The sequence below is a fragment of the uncultured Parabacteroides sp. genome (assembly GCF_905196875.1).
GTDB lineage: Bacteria > Bacteroidota > Bacteroidia > Bacteroidales > Tannerellaceae > Parabacteroides.
This window is the reverse complement of sequence record NZ_CAJJWO010000098.1, coordinates 1-15,945: the sequence shown is the minus strand read 5'-3', so window position 1 is coordinate 15,945 and position 15,945 is coordinate 1. Positions and strand designations below refer to the sequence as shown.

At 40.7% G+C, this 15,945-nt stretch carries 16 protein-coding genes and 1 pseudogene; 4 read left to right on the top strand and 13 right to left on the bottom strand.

The annotated features are described in order from the left end of the window. Positions 1-214: 214 nt before the first annotated feature. Positions 215-655: an acyltransferase gene (locus QZ076_RS20410; protein ID WP_293716847.1), complete on the bottom strand. Its 441-nt coding sequence runs from the start codon at positions 653-655 to the stop codon at positions 215-217. A 259-nt stretch (positions 656-914) separates the two neighbouring features. Beyond that, entirely contained in the window at positions 915-1,157 is a 243-nt protein-coding gene (locus QZ076_RS20405) for a DUF4248 domain-containing protein (RefSeq protein ID WP_293716845.1), read from the bottom strand. A 279-nt stretch (positions 1,158-1,436) separates the two neighbouring features. Between QZ076_RS20405 and QZ076_RS20400 the strand changes: the two genes are divergently transcribed. Genes QZ076_RS20400 through QZ076_RS20390 form a run of 3 tightly spaced genes read left to right on the top strand, consistent with a single transcriptional unit; the run spans position 1,437 to position 2,662 of the window. Next, the gene (locus QZ076_RS20400; protein WP_293716843.1) at positions 1,437-1,895 is read left to right on the top strand and encodes an HU family DNA-binding protein; all 459 of its coding nucleotides are present in this window, start codon (positions 1,437-1,439) and stop codon (positions 1,893-1,895) included. Between the two features lie 2 nt (positions 1,896-1,897). Next, positions 1,898-2,344, top strand: coding sequence for a glucosaminidase domain-containing protein (locus QZ076_RS20395; protein WP_293716841.1), 447 nt, complete (start codon positions 1,898-1,900; stop codon positions 2,342-2,344). 48 nt (positions 2,345-2,392) lie between these two features. Continuing rightward, the gene (locus QZ076_RS20390) at positions 2,393-2,662 is read left to right on the top strand and encodes a hypothetical protein (RefSeq protein ID WP_293716839.1); all 270 of its coding nucleotides are present in this window, start codon (positions 2,393-2,395) and stop codon (positions 2,660-2,662) included. A gap of 45 nt (positions 2,663-2,707) precedes the next feature. On the opposite strand, the gene QZ076_RS20385 is transcribed toward QZ076_RS20390, so the two are convergent. The 11 genes from QZ076_RS20385 to QZ076_RS20335 all read right to left on the bottom strand — a co-directional run bounded on the left by QZ076_RS20385 (position 2,708) and on the right by QZ076_RS20335 (position 15,328). Then, positions 2,708-4,432, bottom strand: coding sequence for an ABC transporter ATP-binding protein (locus tag QZ076_RS20385; RefSeq protein WP_293716837.1), 1,725 nt, complete (start codon positions 4,430-4,432; stop codon positions 2,708-2,710). Further along, entirely contained in the window at positions 4,429-5,244 is an 816-nt protein-coding gene (locus tag QZ076_RS20380) for an O-antigen ligase family protein (RefSeq protein WP_293716835.1), read from the bottom strand. The genes QZ076_RS20385 and QZ076_RS20380 overlap by 4 nt, the downstream gene beginning before the upstream one ends. 380 nt (positions 5,245-5,624) lie before the next feature. Further along, positions 5,625-6,698: a glycosyltransferase gene (locus QZ076_RS20375; protein WP_293716833.1), complete on the bottom strand. Its 1,074-nt coding sequence runs from the start codon at positions 6,696-6,698 to the stop codon at positions 5,625-5,627. Next, a complete protein-coding gene (locus QZ076_RS20370) occupies positions 6,658-7,842 on the bottom strand; it encodes an MraY family glycosyltransferase (protein WP_293716831.1) in 1,185 nt (394 codons plus the stop codon). The genes QZ076_RS20375 and QZ076_RS20370 overlap by 41 nt, the downstream gene beginning before the upstream one ends. A gap of 631 nt (positions 7,843-8,473) precedes the next feature. Continuing rightward, entirely contained in the window at positions 8,474-9,433 is a 960-nt protein-coding gene (locus QZ076_RS20365; protein WP_293716829.1) for a site-specific integrase, read from the bottom strand. Positions 9,434-9,603: 170 nt separating this feature from the next. Beyond that, complete coding sequence (locus QZ076_RS20360) at positions 9,604-10,113, bottom strand: outer membrane beta-barrel protein (RefSeq protein ID WP_293716827.1); 510 nt, start codon at positions 10,111-10,113, stop codon at positions 9,604-9,606. Between the two features lie 39 nt (positions 10,114-10,152). Continuing rightward, positions 10,153-11,793 carry a C69 family dipeptidase gene (locus QZ076_RS20355; RefSeq protein WP_293716825.1) on the bottom strand — a complete coding sequence of 547 codons (1,641 nt, stop codon included), beginning with the start codon at positions 11,791-11,793 and terminating at the stop codon, positions 10,153-10,155. Positions 11,794-11,803: 10 nt separating this feature from the next. Then, positions 11,804-13,213, bottom strand: a complete 1,410-nt coding sequence (nhaD, locus tag QZ076_RS20350; protein ID WP_293716823.1) for a sodium:proton antiporter NhaD — start codon at positions 13,211-13,213, stop codon at positions 11,804-11,806. Between the two features lie 59 nt (positions 13,214-13,272). Next, positions 13,273-14,109, bottom strand: a complete 837-nt coding sequence (gene nfo, locus QZ076_RS20345) for a deoxyribonuclease IV (protein ID WP_293716821.1) — start codon at positions 14,107-14,109, stop codon at positions 13,273-13,275. A 29-nt stretch (positions 14,110-14,138) separates the two neighbouring features. Next, positions 14,139-14,615, bottom strand: coding sequence for a PaaI family thioesterase (locus QZ076_RS20340; RefSeq protein ID WP_293716820.1), 477 nt, complete (start codon positions 14,613-14,615; stop codon positions 14,139-14,141). A 173-nt stretch (positions 14,616-14,788) separates the two neighbouring features. Next, a complete protein-coding gene (locus tag QZ076_RS20335) occupies positions 14,789-15,328 on the bottom strand; it encodes a pyruvoyl-dependent arginine decarboxylase (protein ID WP_028728905.1) in 540 nt (179 codons plus the stop codon). A gap of 295 nt (positions 15,329-15,623) precedes the next feature. On the opposite strand from QZ076_RS20335, the pseudogene QZ076_RS20330 reads away from it, so the two are divergent. After that, positions 15,624-15,945, top strand: a pseudogene (locus tag QZ076_RS20330) (superoxide dismutase); the annotation flags it as partial.

Sequence of the window (15,945 nt, the reverse complement as noted above, 5' to 3'; positions counted from 1 at the left end):
CGGCAGGAACATCTCCCTGTTGTTCCGTTTCAAAACCTGTATGCACAACAGATGCCGTAGTATAGACATCTTTAGTCATTAATTGTTTCTGGCCACTGCAAGCCGATAGAACCGCCAGCAATCCGACGCCGGCAATTCCTTCTAAAATTCTTTTTCGCATGATTTATTTCGATTAATTATATTATTTGTTGTTTCAGACAATAGCTGATCCGGATCAGGAAAATCTTGCCATTGCGATTTGGTATATTACCACAATTAAATAGCCATTTTTTTTAAAGTCCCTCCACTCAATATTTTCCTTTAAAATACGTGCCAGAACGCCTCCTGCCAGACAATTGGCAGGAACATCTTTTGTTACGACCGAACCTGCTGCAATAACCGAACCTTTACCAATAGTTACTCCCTTTAAAATAAAAGAGCGTGCTCCAATCCAGACATTATCTTCTATTATGATCGGTTTGCCTTTATTACTTGTATAGTTATCATTCTCCACTATATGTCCATCATCGTCCATAATAATTGCATAAGGTCCGACAATAACTCCATAACCTATTTTAATATAGTTCTTACAATGTATATAAGACCCACATCCAAGTTTCAGTTGGCCAATTAACAAAGTACCGTTATCTACATCTACTTTACATGCCGTATGCACTTGAAACAATTTTTTTATTTCGCAACGGCCTCTTTTAATGTAAAACTCGGTTGTTCTACTAAGTTCTCCCCCCAGGGATATCCAACAATCAACTCACCACCGTTCTCAATATATAAGGTGTTATCAGATATACGCTGTAATACTTTAGAAGAAAGTATCTTACAATATTTACTTTAAGCAAAAATTGTATTCTATAAATCAAGTGATTGAAGTTCATATACGATTCAATTTTTAATTACATTTGTTTCATTTTCAATTTTCAAGGCTCTCCAAGGAAACAAACAATCTGTTGCACCTGCAACGGTGTGAACTTGCGTTGGCCTTTGCACCAGCCGGCTTCCATAAGGGCGGCTGTCAACTGCGGATTATGATAGATCCAACGTTTTAAAGATTGTGCCGCCGAACCCGGCTGCAAATCCGGATTATACAATAAACCTAACTCTGTAAACCCATAACTTTTAATAGGGAATTTTTCTTCTCCCGGATAATCGATTGTCTTCATAACGGCTGTTCTTTTATTGATTTATATGTTATAAATTTACAAAAAAGGCCTCATTAAAGCAAGTATTATCGCAAGTTATTTCGTTGAAATTCAATTATTACACAATCATATTTCATCTTATTTACTCCTATCTGTTCAATACTGTTCATAACCGCTAATGTCCCTTCCCCGCTATCGTACCTTCGTATCGTTATCGATAACCAATTATTTACAGCCTACTGCTTCCGGACTATTTCCATTGGCATATTGGCATATTGTCTAATTAAAAAATTATTTATCATGGCTCTGAATTACCATTTAGTAAAACGCCCCGACATGCGCAAAGACGCAGCCGAAGGTTCCGAACTGTATTATGCCCAGGTTCGCGCATTGAAAAAAATCAGTTTCGAAAAACTTTGCAGCATGATCGCCATGCGAAGTACCGCATTTATCGGTGATGTCATGCTGGTGATCGAAGGCTTGCTTTCAGTCATGCAGGAACGCCTCGAAGAAGGCGATATTATTTGTATGGGCCGCCTGGGTAACTTCCGCATGGTAGCCGGAAGCAAGGGAGTCCCTGTAAAAAAGGATTTCGATCCCTCTCTCTTTAACGATGCACGTATCGTATATGTATCGGGCACTATGTTGGCCGATATCAAGAAGAATGCCAAATTTGAAGAACTGAAGCCGATCAAAGACCCCGATGCCGGCAGTAGCGAAGGCGGTAGCGGGGAAGATGATCGTCCCGTAATCGAATAGACATGGATAAACAAGTATTTTTCAAACAGTTTCTTCCGGCGGCACAAGCTGCCGGGGAACATTTCAAGCTGAACCCGGATATGATCCTGGCACAAGCTGCGATTGAAAGCGGTTGGGGCGAAAGCGTCCTCTGCACGGTGTACCACAATTATTTCGGCCTGACCGGTTACGGGCAACCGACCCTCTACTGGAAAGGGGCGAAAACCCTCAAGATCGAGGACGGAGGTATCTCCCATCTGCAATTCCGTATTTATGAAACGGTTGAACAAAGTTTCTTCGATTTTGCTCGGTTGATCCGCATTGTCTATCCGACGGCTGCCACGGTCAGCTACCATCCGGAAGCTTATGCCAAAGAGATCGCTTACAGCCGTTACATCAGCGAAGTAAACGGCGATAACCGCGAAGCTTATCGGCAACTGATCCTTTCGATCTGTAAATATATAAAATAACCGCCCGATTGGCATATTAGCACATTGGCACATTAACAAATTATTCTTATGAAATATCTTGAAGCAATACTCGGTTTTCTGACCACCATTGCCCGGCTGTTTTTTCGGGGTAAAGGAAAACATAAACTTGTGCATTCTCTTGCTGACGATTCTGGCAATACTGGCAGTTCGGCAGAAAAATACAGAAGTAGCACTGACTGCCATCGGAGCGATTCTCTCGATCTCCGGGAAACCTACCCGTCATCCCCCCAAATAATGGGTGGCGTATTAATCGTTTTCGCAATGGGCGGGTATTTATTAAGAATACTCGGATCATAAATAAAAGTCCGGTATATAGAGACGTAGTGTACGTGTGCTACGTCTCTACTGTTGTATATTACAGATATCCACAATTCTACGGCATATAGCCAATGATTCCGGACGGTGGGATATTACCAGTAAGGTCAATCCCGGGCATTCCTCCGATAACCGCAATATAGAATCATTGATAGTATGCTCGGAGCTCTCATCCAACGAAGAGGTCGCCTCATCGAACATCAGGATTTCAGCTTTCTTATATAAGGCACGGGCTATGCCTAACCGTTGGCGTTGACCTCCTGATAGCAGGCTACCACCTTCCCCCACCGGAGTAAAAACACCTTTGGGCAAAGTTGACACAAAACGTTCTAATGAAGCTAAACGCAAGACCAAAGCTATCCGTTCCATATCTGGTTGTTTGTCATCACATCCCATTACAATATTATCCAGTAATGTACCTTCTACCATAAACAGTTGTTGTGATACATATCCTATCCGGCTTCTCCAGGAGGCCAGCCTGTCGGCTGACAAATTAACTCCGTCGATATAAATTCCTCCGGAATCCGGTTGCAAAAAACCCAGTATCAAATGGAATAAGGTCGACTTGCCACATCCTGATTCGCCCCGAAAACCGATAAAGTCACCCTTATGAATCTCCAGAGAATAATGTTTAAATACCGGCTTCAACTTATCGTACGAGAAACTGAGATCACGAATCGAGATTGAATGCTCAAATGCAATCGGATACTGTTCTGTTGTTTCACGAGACACCTCTTCCGACTCCAGATCGTCTATTGCTTTAAATACAAAGGAATTCCCTCTCATCTGAAACAGATAGCCCGTACCTTTTATGATGCTGGGCAATACCCGGTAAACTGCAATCGCAAATATACCGACTATCAGACCTACCGACGGAAGTTCGAACAATTGTGTAGCTATAATCAAAACAATAACAGAACAGACAATAGCTATTTCCAGTACTCTTTGCAAGGAACCATTAAGTATTATATTACGAACGGAAAGACGATTTTGTTCTTTCAGCAAATTGGAAAAGCGTTGGATACTTTCAGGAAAAGTATTATTCATTTCCATATCTGTAAAACCGATAAATGTTTGCTGTAACAATTTTCCTCTTTGAGGAATCAGTAAATACAGCTTTTCTCCATATATTTTTATTCGGGAACGGGAAAAACGATAATAGATCAATGTTATCGGAACAAATGTGAGTATAACCAGTAGAAATACATACACATTAAAGGTTATCAATCCTACAAATATCGATACAGAAACAAAAGCCTCGCATGCCAGTGATGAAAAAGGAACAAAATAGCCTTTTATCAAATTATCTGCTATACTATTAACCTGGTTAATCAGTTTATGACTATTGTTTTGTTTAATAAATAAATATCCTTTGGAATAATAGCAACGATACAGCCGAATCGACAAATAGGAAGATAATGAAAACAGCCGCTGGTTCTGCTTATACTGTAACCACACAGATAAACAAACACGCATAATTGAAAAAATCAAAACCGAAAAGCAGATGAAGAAAACAAAGGTACGGATACTGTCAAACCCGGCCCAATTATAAAATAAAGCCAGATATTTATTTTCCAATATTATTTTTTCATTCAATACCAACAGCAAAATTGGTAACAGAACTCCTATTCCCACCAAGTCAACAATAGCCATGATAAAAACAGATAAAACTACCCCCCACAAACGTTGCTTATACAAACGTGGTAACAATTTATAAAACCGCATTATTTCATCAGGTATCAATCGAATCATATTAACCTATTATTTATATTTACTATTTTACCACATTCTGATAATAATAACCACAGGAAAAGACAGAGATAAGCTCCGGAAGCTACTATATATCCTTCGAAAAACAGATGAAACAGAAACAGAAATAAAAGAGAACCTAAAAAATATCCGTTCAATCCGACCGATTCCTTGGTAAACAACAAATAGAGAATACGAAAAAACGGAATAAAAAAAGATAAAAAACCGGCTAATCCCATAGAAGATAACAGGAACAACCAGCTACTTCCCGGTTCTATCGTTCCACTATTAGCTTTATTCGATTTCAACCCTTCATCTGAATATTTCATATTTATAGCCGCAAAACCGACTCCAAAAAATGGAAACGCTTTAAATTCATCCATTCGGTCTTCCCACAAACCATCTCTTGACTTTGTTATACTTCCTCCTTTTTCACCATTCTCCATCTTTTCACGTAACCTTTCCGTATAAGACCACCAAATACCGGAAGTCAGTACTGCCAGACATAACACTGTAAAGAAAACCCTACCCAATCTCATCACCTGGTAGCGGTATATCCGGCTGTAGAAAAAAACAGCAGCCAGCATAGTACTTCCTAAAGCCGAACGAGAGCCGGCCAATATCAAAATCACAAACGAAGCGATTGCTATCCCGGCTTCCAGATACCGTCCTATAAATTGGGAAGACAAATAAAAACGATACAAACTATAGATAAATGATATCCCACTTAGCAACCCCAACAACATAGACTGATTGGTAAATCCCTCAAAACCACTCTTCCCATTTACCAGATCCGGTTTTATTATCCAGGCCAAAAATGAGAATATAACTATCCAGCGAATAAATGTCAAACTATGTACAAACAATAAACGCCTCCATATTACCATTATCGGATTTATAAGAAAAGGCCCAACAACAAAAGTAACCGCCAGAAAAGCTATTATTCGAAATCCGACTTGAAAATAAGTAGGTATGTCATTTACTATAACCGAAAGAAATATAGCTATAAGGAAGGGTAACCAGATATACGAAAACACAAATCCTCCCTGGAAAACCATCCAAAGCAAAGCAGCCATAAAAGTACCATAATAAAATGCATCCGGTAAAGCCGGTAAATAAGGAACCACCCTCGTGAAAGATATCAAAAGGATACAAAATAAAAGAATATGGGATAAACTATCAACCGCTCTAGCCTTCATTTTTTCGAATACATTTTTATCTTCCGGTATTTACGATAAAGAAATTCCAGGCGATATCTGAGATATAATAATAAAGAACAACAAAAATCTGTAAACAGTGGCGATGTATGAAGCAGTAGCCCACGAAATAACTTCTGATGAATATCTTCCGGAGGAGTATCTTTAACCATTTGCTTTAGCATGGATGATGAAAAATATTCAGTATGCAAAATATCCAATCGTTCTTTTCGCGTTAACTTTGAGCCGGGACGGTATAAAGTATATAAATAAATACGATAATCCCGTACTTTCATTCGATGCAGATAATTGTTTGAAATCTTTTTCTCAATTCCAAACTGATCGAAAAATGATTGAAAAATCTCCTCTTTCTGTTTGTGAGCTTCTAAAAACTGCGGGCGATAAGAGGAAATAATGGTCATCACATCTCTACGCATGTAATGATAATATGTGCCGGGTAGTATACTAATAACTTTAACTTCTTTCAGGACTTGCAAATTAAAAGCAATATCTTCGAAAGGAGCTTCTACCTGAAAGGTCAGTTTTTTATTCCGGAGCATCTGTGTCCTATATATTTTATTACAGGAATAATTAAACAAATGCAATTGTGAAAGCTTGACAAAAAGAGGATAAAAATTCATTGGATCCCGTTCGGTATATTCCTGACTTACTTTTTCAAAATAAATTCTACTATCTTTTGTATATTCAACAGCAACACTACAGGTTACAACATCCGAATTTTCACGTTTAGCCATATGATACATCGACAAAAACATATCAGTTTCTATCCAATCATCTGCGTCTATAAAAGCTATATATTCTCCCGTAGCCAGTTGCATTCCATTATTACGGGAAGCACTTAAATGTGCATTTTCCTGATGGATAACCCGGATACGGGAATCTCTTTCGGCATATCGATCGGCAATCTTTCCGCTACTATCTGTCGAACCGTCGTCGACCACAATTACTTCGATCTCCTTTAGATCCTGGTTGATTATACTATCCAAGCAAGCGGGAAAGTATTCCTCTGCATTATAAACCGGTACTATTACTGAAACTAATGGCTTTTGCATCTTCCTTATGTTTGATCCTGACATCCAGTAAATGATTTATCAAAACGGCGAGCAGGATATTTATTATCAAGATTATATTCAAATCAACCAGCTCTCCCAACCCTAAATTTACAAACAAGGTTACGACCGTATAACTGACCAGCATGACTGTCGACTGCAAATGAGTGAAACCTGCTGCCAAACACTTATGGTGAATATGATTACGATCGGCTAGAAATACTGGATGTTTATGATAAACGCGAACCACCATTACACGTAATGCATCGAATACCGGTACAAAAAGGAGAGACAACGGTATAATTGCACAGCGAATATCCATCCCTTCATTGGGGACAAACATTGTATATTTAACAGCAAAAAAAGACAATAAATAGCCCAGCGACAAAGAGCCGGAGTCGCCCATAAAAAGTTTAGTGCCACGTTCCACCGATCCGAATATATTATAATACATAAAGGGTAACAGACACCCCACAACGGCAAAAGCCAGCATCGAATAAATCCATTCTTCCCTCAGGAGATAGAGTGTTCCAAACGTAATAAAACAGACTAAAGCTCCTCCGGCTGCTAAACCGTCTATTCCGTCTATCAAATTAACCGCATTCGTTATAAATACAATCATAACGATAGTAAACGGAATACCGATCATGGCAGGAACCTCATATATTCCGAACATTCCATACAGATTATTTATATATAATCCCGACATGGGGAATAAAGAGGCCACCAGAAACTGCGCGATAAATTTTTTACGATAACGTACTCCTATCAAATCATCTTTTACTCCAACAAAATACAAAAACAAGCTACCTGCTGCTAACAATAACAATTCCAGCAGTGTATAACCGGTCAATTTATCGTTAGCCGGAAAATCAAGCAAAAAGCGGATAGCTGTAGAGAAAGATAACGAAATCAGAATGGAAGGAATAAATACCAGACCACCCAAACGGGGAATAGCCCCTATATGACTTTTCCGGGCATCTGGATCATCATACAGGGCTTTTCGCTTAGAGATGATGATTATACGCGGAAGTACAAAAGCTGAAAACAAAAACGATAAGAAGAAACAAAGAGAAATGATAATTTCAGCTTTTGTCGCTTCAGCGTAAACAGAAAGAAAAGTAATTGGCATTGAATAAGTTGACATCTTTTCTGGATTTTGTTCTTTGCATAACAATGTTCGTCAGTCCCATTTATATGGATGACATACTAGTGTGTTTCTGTTTGACCCTTATTTATGGAATAAGGGTCATTGAGTTTAAATCGCTACATATCAACCACATACAACACCATTTTAAAAACTTATAGAGGATATTAATTCACAATTTTCCTATTGGAAGTAAAATACAATTCCAGAATAACTCATTTCAGAGTGAAAGAAGATAAGAGAAGTAGAAAGAACGATATAGTAGTGTTTATTTAGTAAAATAATATTTCAAACAACCCGAATTCGTTAAATAAACGTCAAAAGAAGAGCTTTTGATTATTTTGTCGTTTCGCTAAGATCAGTTAAGGGATTTTCAGCGACAGAGTTTGATTTTTATAACATATTCATTATTAAAGGTTTTAGCTTCGTTTTTTCATCAAAATAAACGGACTTGTTATAATTTTATTCTTTTTTAAGACACAAAATTTCTTCCGACTAAAGTTTTATCAATTTAATTTTTTTACTTTTGCTCCGTCTTAGATTTTTAAGCCTTCATGTGGTATAGGGTAGATTTATAAATGATTTTTCACCACTAGTTTTAAGGCAATGACCCTTATTCCATAAATAAGCGTCAATTTCTAAATTTATCCCCTATTATCCACTTTTCTACGTATCCAATGATTTTCATATTAACGCGATCGATTAGTGATTGATCCAAGTTACTCAAGTAAAAACGAGTCGTTTTCTCTGATGTATGACCCAAGGCCTGCCCTATTATTGTTACGGATGCAGATTTCTCTTTCGCACACATCGCCCACGAATGGCGAGCTACATAAGAGGTCAGTTTTACCGGGGTAGATAACCTGTTGCCGATAGCTCCCAAACGACGGTTATAGGTACGCAAAGCCACTTTATAACTCTCGTAAGATGCCTCTACCGACTTTAGGACAGGAAACAGCAGATCTGAGTTTATATCGGCATATTTGTCAAGCAAACGACGCATACCCGGTGTGATCGTCACACGAATCTCCGTTTTTGTCTTGACACGATAATAGACCAGTACATCCCCATGAATATTGATACGGGTCAGATGGGCCAGATCGACAAAAGCCATCCCGCAAGCCATAAAACTAAACAAAAACAAATCGCGTGCAAAGCCCAGCCGCTTACTGCCTTTCAAATCCAAATGTATTATCTCTTTGATCACATTTAAACCGACCGAACGTTTGTAGGTCTGGACAGGACGAAGATAAACCTTTCGAAACGGATTCTCATCCGGAGTAATCAGATTATCCGAAGCTGCCGCATTATAAGCTGCACGAAAGATACTCGTGTAGTTGCTAATCGAATTCTGACTTAACGACAAAGACTGTAAATGGGTTACAAAGTCTTGTACGAGATGGCTGTTCACCCGTTTCAGATTAAACTTACGCTTCCCCAAAAACTGTTCCAACTGACGACGGGTGGCTTTATACAAACCCGCTGTCCCTTTCTTTCCAGAGTCATATTTCTCTTTTTCAAGACAATCCATATAACTCAACACATTTCCACAAATGCGCATTTTTTTTGCTTTCTCTTGCTGTGTTACCATAAATATCATTTTTGAATTGGATTATAAATAACAAATGTAAGAGAAATGTTGTTGCGAATCAGCGATTTTGAAAAAAACAGGAGCATTCATCACAGCCCATATAATAAAAAGTCTCCCGGTAGAAACGAATTCAACCGGGAGGCCATTTTATCTAATATGTTATCCGTCTATCAGAAATTGTATCCGACACGTACCGCCAAAATAGGCTGATCGAAATCCTTAATGATATTGTATTTGAACTCCAAACCAACGGTTAACTGGTTTGTCGCATATACTTCACCGCCTAAACCAATGTTTGCTCCGAAACGAGTCATATTATGACTAACATCATATTTACCTAATCCTGCAATCTCCCCCTTTCCACTAAGCTTCCAGAAGGATAGGTCAAGACCTGCCAACGGATAGAAGCCGAACATCTCACTCAACTTGAATACATAATGGACATTCATATCGATAGCCCATGCACTCAGTCCATTATCCTTGACAAAATACGTCAAAGAAGGAGCGAAACGAACCTCATCGGTAAAATTATAACGATAATCAACTCCCAACAGTGCATTCCCATTATCATTAAACCCATAACCAAGATTGAAACCGAAAGACGATTGTCCTTGTTGAGTTTGTGCAAATGCACTCATGCTGATAATTGCCAGCATACACATAACAATTAATTTCTTCATACTCTCATTAATTTAGTTCAACATTATGCGCAAATATAATTATTTTACTTTAAGTCTGTCACCTGCGCTTTTTACGATACTACGGTAATAATCTTCGTCATAGCCAGGGAAATCAGGGTATTCGGACAATCCGTAACCATTTTGTTTAAACTGGCCATTTTCTTCTTTCTTAACATTACCGTCCATATATTTGACTAACAGGTACTCACCCAACTTCTTCCAGCGGGCGGTAGCTTGATCAGCAGTCGTTGTACTGAACCAGGTAAGGAACTTTACAGCCTCTGCCGGGTTCTTGGCATACAATTCCGATGCAGCCTTGTCGATGGCCGGAATTGCTTCTTTATAACTATTTTCCAGTTCCTGCTGAACCGGACGGATATCCTGGATCATAAAGCTGTATTTCGAATAAGCCTGGTTGGCTACCCAGTTGTGGATCCAGAAAGCAGAAGTCCATGAGAAGTTCATGATGTCTCCGTTTCCAACCCGGTAACACTCCGGCGACTCTGTGATAGAGCAATACAGCGGAGTGAATACAGCCATATCGGCATCATCCACACCGAACCAAAGGATTCCACCGACCGCATCCGGTAACCAGTTACGCATCTGCGGAACGATCACAAAACCGGTTTGCTGGGTTGCAATGGCACGTTCGTTCGTATAAGTTTCACCATCTACCTTAAATGTCATCGGACGCCAACGGTACGGCACCTTATATGAACCAGCTCCGGCATCGTTTGTCATATCCAGGTCAGTACCTTCGTAATGGTCACGCATACCGTTCTGGACATCCTGTACGGACAACAAACGGTTGGGCTTTACATATAATGGCATCGGTTCTTTAGAAGGATCACCTTTAATAAAGTCGGTATACTTATCCATTGTGTTATCATATTTACGGAAGAAAGACCATACACGGGCTTCACATCCCCTCAGGCCGCTGAAATCGTAAGGACAATAAGCCTGCTGGAAACTGAAGTCTTTATCTTTTCCACTGAAATAACCTTTCTCACGAGCAAAAGAAACAACGTCGGGCGAATATATACAGTTCTCCTTGTCATCGAAGGGGATCTGCTGGATACGCGACTGGTTGGCATGTGCCGAGATACAATCGTCCGGTACACGGATAGCCACCCATACCGCTCCTTTATTGCCTGTTCCCTTTCCGATCAACTCCATCACCCAGGCCTCATTCTTATCGGCGATAGAGAATGTTTCGCCACTGCTGTAATAGCCATGCTCCTTCACCAGGTCAGTCATAACCTTGATTGCTTCACGTGCCGATTTGGAACGTTGAAGCGCAATGTAGATCAGGCTACCGTAATCGATGATACCAGTTGTATCGACCAATTCGGGACGACCACCCCACGTACTTTCTGTGATCGCTACCTGATGTTCGTTCATATTACCTACTACCGAATACGTCTGTTCCACCTGCGGGATCTGTCCCAGCGGTTTATTTGTATCCCATTCCCTAACTTCCAGCATAGCCCCTTTCGGCCAGGTTGCCGCCGGCCAACGGTAGAGCTCGCCATATAACGTATGCGAGTCTGCTGCATAACTGATCATGACCGATCCGTCGACCGATGCTTTCTTTCCAACCAGCAAACCTGTACATGCCATTGCATCCATTCCGGAAAACAAAAGGGCGCAGGCTGCCGCGATAATCCAATTCTTTTTCATATAAATAAGTTTAAGCGAATAATAGCATATATACTGCCGCACCGCAAATATAACCAATCAATGCCAAAATTGAAAATCGCTTTGTATAGTACATGAAATCGATCTTCTCCAATCCCATCACCGTTACACCGGTTGCCGAACCGATAATCAGGATGCTACCACCCGTTACGGCACAATAGGCAAGGAAAGTCCAGAAACCACCGTCGGACACAAAAAATTGGGCATAAGGAGCCAGGTCGGCTGCCTGCTGCACCACTGGATACATTCCCATTGTGGCAGCCACCAAAGCAACGTTGTCCACACACGACGACAACGCACCGATCACGAAACTGATCAGGTAAGGGTCATGTACATGCTTATCGAGATAAGTAGACATCAGTCCCAACTGTCCGGATGTCTCCAATGCCCCTACGGCCATCAGGATACCCAGGAAGAAAAAGATCGTTGCCAGGTCGATATTCGGCAATAATTGAGTGATACGCAGCTTTTCCGATTCGTGTACATGCAAACGGCTATACATAATATCGGTATATATCCACAGGATAACCAAGCCAAGCAATACCCCCAGGAACGGAGGCAGATTCGTCAGCATCTGAAAAACCGGAACCAATGCCAGCGAAAGTACGCCAATGATAAAGATCACGCGGCGCGAATGAGTGGGTATCTCCGGAATGAACTCATCTGCCGCCTCTTCCTCGCTCATTACACGCAGCTGCGAGCCTTTCTTAAACAGCCAGAAATGAGCGATAGTAAGCGGAACCAACATATTGATCAGTGCAGGAACAAAGACATGTACAATCTGATGCATTGCCGTTACATTCTTCCCCACCCAAAGCAAGATAGTCGTCACATCACCGATCGGCGACCATGATCCGCCGGCATTGGCGGCAATAATCACCATACAGGCGTACTTCAAACGGTCGGTACGATCCGGAACCAGTTTGCGAAGCACGGCCATTATCACAATAGCAGCTGCCAGGTTATCGAGTAATGCGGAGAAAAAGAAGGTGGCAAAACTGATATACCACAATAATTTTCTTTTGTCGGAAGTCCGGATATATCCGGTAACGGCCCTGAATCCACCATGTTTATCGACGATATCGACAATCAGCATGGAACACATCACAAAGAACAAAGTCTCTGCCACATTTCCCAGATGGTAGACGATGGAGCGGTTAGTTATAAAATTGATAAACTGATCTTTAGCCGACAGGTTTGCCATGTCGGGATTCTGCATTAAGAATTCGGCGAATAAAGGGTTAGAGCGTTCAACGAAGATGTTATAGGCGTCAAACATCAGGATCATCCATAAAGAAATTGCCATAAAGAGGGCGGTTGCGGCTTTATTGATCTTAATCTTATCTTCAAGCGCAATTGCCAGGATGCCTGCAACAAAAATAATTGGCATTAATATAAACATAACTGTAATGTATTGTGGAAAAGAGGAGGCTTACAAAAGCGCCTCTTTCCCTTATTATATTATAAAGTATATAAATAACTGATTTCCTCGGCCCAGATCGATTCGTCGGGAGTTTCCAGGATCAACGGTATGTCATCAAAACGAGGGTCCTGCATCAACATCGTGAAAGTTGTCAGTCCCATCACTCCTTTTCCTATGCTATCATGTCTGTCTACACGCGTGGCCAGGTCTTTCTTCGAGTCATTGATATGCATTCCACGCAAATAGGAGAAGCCGATCACCTCGTCGAAATGGCGGAAGGTCTCCGTAAATCCCTGTTCGGTCTTGATATCGTATCCCGCAGCCAGCGTATGAGCAGTATCGATACAGACACCTACACGCGACTTATCTTCCACCTTATCGATAATAGCCGCTATTTGTTCGAATGTATATCCCAGATTGGTACCCTGACCGGCCGTGTTCTCTATGACGGCACATACTCCGGTAGTCTGTTCCAATGTCCAGTTGATGGATTCAGCAATACGTGCCAGGCAATCGTCGACAGACAGCTGGTTCAGGTGACTCCCCGGATGGAAGTTTAAGCGGCCTAACTCCAGTTGTTCACAACGCTGCATCTCATCCAGAAAAGCTTCGCGCGATTTCTGCAATCCTTCGGGTTCCGGATGTCCCAGATTGATCAGATAACTGTCGTGGGGAAGGATATGTTTCGCTTCATAGCCAAACTCCTTACAACGTTCTTTAAAAAGAGAGATACTTTTCTTTGTCAACGGAGAAGATTTCCACTGACGCTGGTTTCGGGTAAAGAGGGCGAAAGCCTTTGCCCCGATAGCCTGGGCGTTCAAGGGTGCATTCTCTATCCCCCCCGACGCACTTACATGAGCTCCTATATATTTCATTTGTCAATCTTTTGCTTTATTCTTTTATCTTATTTTTCATCTTCGGTCTTGCATCCGGCAAAATGAAACTGTTCCGTTGCCTGCTCCTGAGTAACAATAAAATATACGATGTCGGCACGTGAACAAAGTTCGTTTTGCGAGTTATATATTTCTGTCTCGATAAAAATGGCATTCCGTTTCCGTTCTTTGATGCGTCCACGCACCATTAAACGTGGTTCCCGTGTCGAGATACTTTTCAGGAAACGTGCATCCAGGCGGGAAGTTACTCCCGACGTTTGTAGTTTCCTTAACACAACCCAACCGGCCAGTTCGTCCATAAGTGTCGTCTGGATTCCCCCGTGCAATGTATTCAACCAGCCCTGATAATGGCTTTCCGGTTCCCAGAAAGCTACCACATCATCCCCATCTTCATAAAACTCCAAGTGAAGGCCCTGCGGGTTTTCAGGCGCACACCCGAAACACATATAACCTTCCAGTCCCTCCCAGGGATTAATAATCTTTTTCATACAACAACAGCTTTAAACGGATTGTTTCTTAAATAAAGAAAATTTTATAGCATAAGTTCGATACAAATATAACAAACTTACAACGAGTATTCCGGTAGGGAGCAAAAAAACAGAGATAAAGACAATGCCTTACCTCTGTTTCCCATACAAATGATCAGGTATCTTATTTATCTTTATTCTTCAATCACAGGCATTAAGAAGTCCACGAAACACAGGGCAGCCAAAGCTGTGCCATATCTCTTCTCGATGGTAATACCTTCTGTTATAAAGTTAAGCTCACCCAGATAATACTTACCGTAAGTTTTCTGGTGAAGATCGTTGATTACGCGGATCAAACGCGATTCCAACTCTTCAATACGATAACGGCCGCTGACCTCACATACCAGGGCTCCAACCTTCTCATCGAAGTTTTCATCCTTGTACATCCAGGCGTAAACCACACCGGCAGATACAAACTCATCCTGATACCCGTGAGACACGGCCATAATGGTCTTCAGTTCCGTACCAAATGGAGGAAGGTCTATCTCATCCATGGTAGCAAGATGTGCAGTGGCGGGTATAACAGACGAATACGTCATAATGTTAAAGTCCGAAATACCAGCATCATAAAGGGCCATGTGATAAGAACCTGCGTGTTTTTCCAGATCCGAGTCGCCACTACCCTTTGTAATAAAAAAGGTGTTTGGAATTAAATTCCCAACTTTCTTTACCATCTACAAATATGTTTTACTTAATTAATAATATTGCGGGCACAAAAATAGGAACTTCTTCGGGATTATTTTCTTTACAAATGATAAAAAAACAGCTTTTTACATATTATTATTCATTTTATTATACGTCTGGTTAAAACAAGCTCATAAATGCCTCTCTCCGAAAGCGAAAGTTAAACCGTATAAATTCCATCTATTATTTAATCAATAAAAGTTATAGCAAATGTAGGCTCTCTGCATGAACAAATAATGAACCGGTAATGTTAGATTAGTAGAAACAACATAAAACATATTGGTCATGCTTACATTATGTCTTAGTTTATTATTATTGGTCACAATTAACAGTAATCATAGTCAAACAACAAATAAAAAAGAAGAAATTATGAAATTCGAATTAATCCAATTGCCCTATGCAGCCAATGCGCTGGAACCGGTTATAAGTAAAGAAACTATTGAGTTCCATCACGGAAAACACCTTCAGGCTTATGTCAACAATCTGAATAACCTGATCCCGGGAACCAAGTTTGAAAATGCTCCGTTGGAAAAGATCGTAGCAGAATCGGACGGTGCCATTTTCAACAATGCAGGACAGATCCTCAATCATAATTTGTATTTCACAC

Coding starts and splice junctions, on each gene's coding strand:
- nfo (WP_293716821.1), bottom strand. CDS start 14,109: ATGAAATATATAGGAGCTCATGTAAGTGCGTCGGGGGGGATAGAGAAT.
- nhaD (WP_293716823.1), bottom strand. CDS start 13,213: ATGTTTATATTAATGCCAATTATTTTTGTTGCAGGCATCCTGGCAATT.
- QZ076_RS20405 (WP_293716845.1), bottom strand. CDS start 1,157: ATGAAGACAATCGATTATCCGGGAGAAGAAAAATTCCCTATTAAAAGT.
- QZ076_RS20360 (WP_293716827.1), bottom strand. CDS start 10,113: ATGAAGAAATTAATTGTTATGTGTATGCTGGCAATTATCAGCATGAGT.
- QZ076_RS20355 (WP_293716825.1), bottom strand. CDS start 11,793: ATGAAAAAGAATTGGATTATCGCGGCAGCCTGCGCCCTTTTGTTTTCC.
- QZ076_RS20365 (WP_293716829.1), bottom strand. CDS start 9,433: ATGGTAACACAGCAAGAGAAAGCAAAAAAAATGCGCATTTGTGGAAAT.
- QZ076_RS20340 (WP_293716820.1), bottom strand. CDS start 14,615: ATGAAAAAGATTATTAATCCCTGGGAGGGACTGGAAGGTTATATGTGT.
- QZ076_RS20400 (WP_293716843.1), top strand. CDS start 1,437: ATGGCTCTGAATTACCATTTAGTAAAACGCCCCGACATGCGCAAAGAC.
- QZ076_RS20385 (WP_293716837.1), bottom strand. CDS start 4,432: ATGATTCGATTGATACCTGATGAAATAATGCGGTTTTATAAATTGTTA.
- QZ076_RS20335 (WP_028728905.1), bottom strand. CDS start 15,328: ATGGTAAAGAAAGTTGGGAATTTAATTCCAAACACCTTTTTTATTACA.
- QZ076_RS20390 (WP_293716839.1), top strand. CDS start 2,393: ATGAAATATCTTGAAGCAATACTCGGTTTTCTGACCACCATTGCCCGG.
- QZ076_RS20375 (WP_293716833.1), bottom strand. CDS start 6,698: ATGCAAAAGCCATTAGTTTCAGTAATAGTACCGGTTTATAATGCAGAG.
- QZ076_RS20395 (WP_293716841.1), top strand. CDS start 1,898: ATGGATAAACAAGTATTTTTCAAACAGTTTCTTCCGGCGGCACAAGCT.
- QZ076_RS20370 (WP_293716831.1), bottom strand. CDS start 7,842: ATGTCAACTTATTCAATGCCAATTACTTTTCTTTCTGTTTACGCTGAA.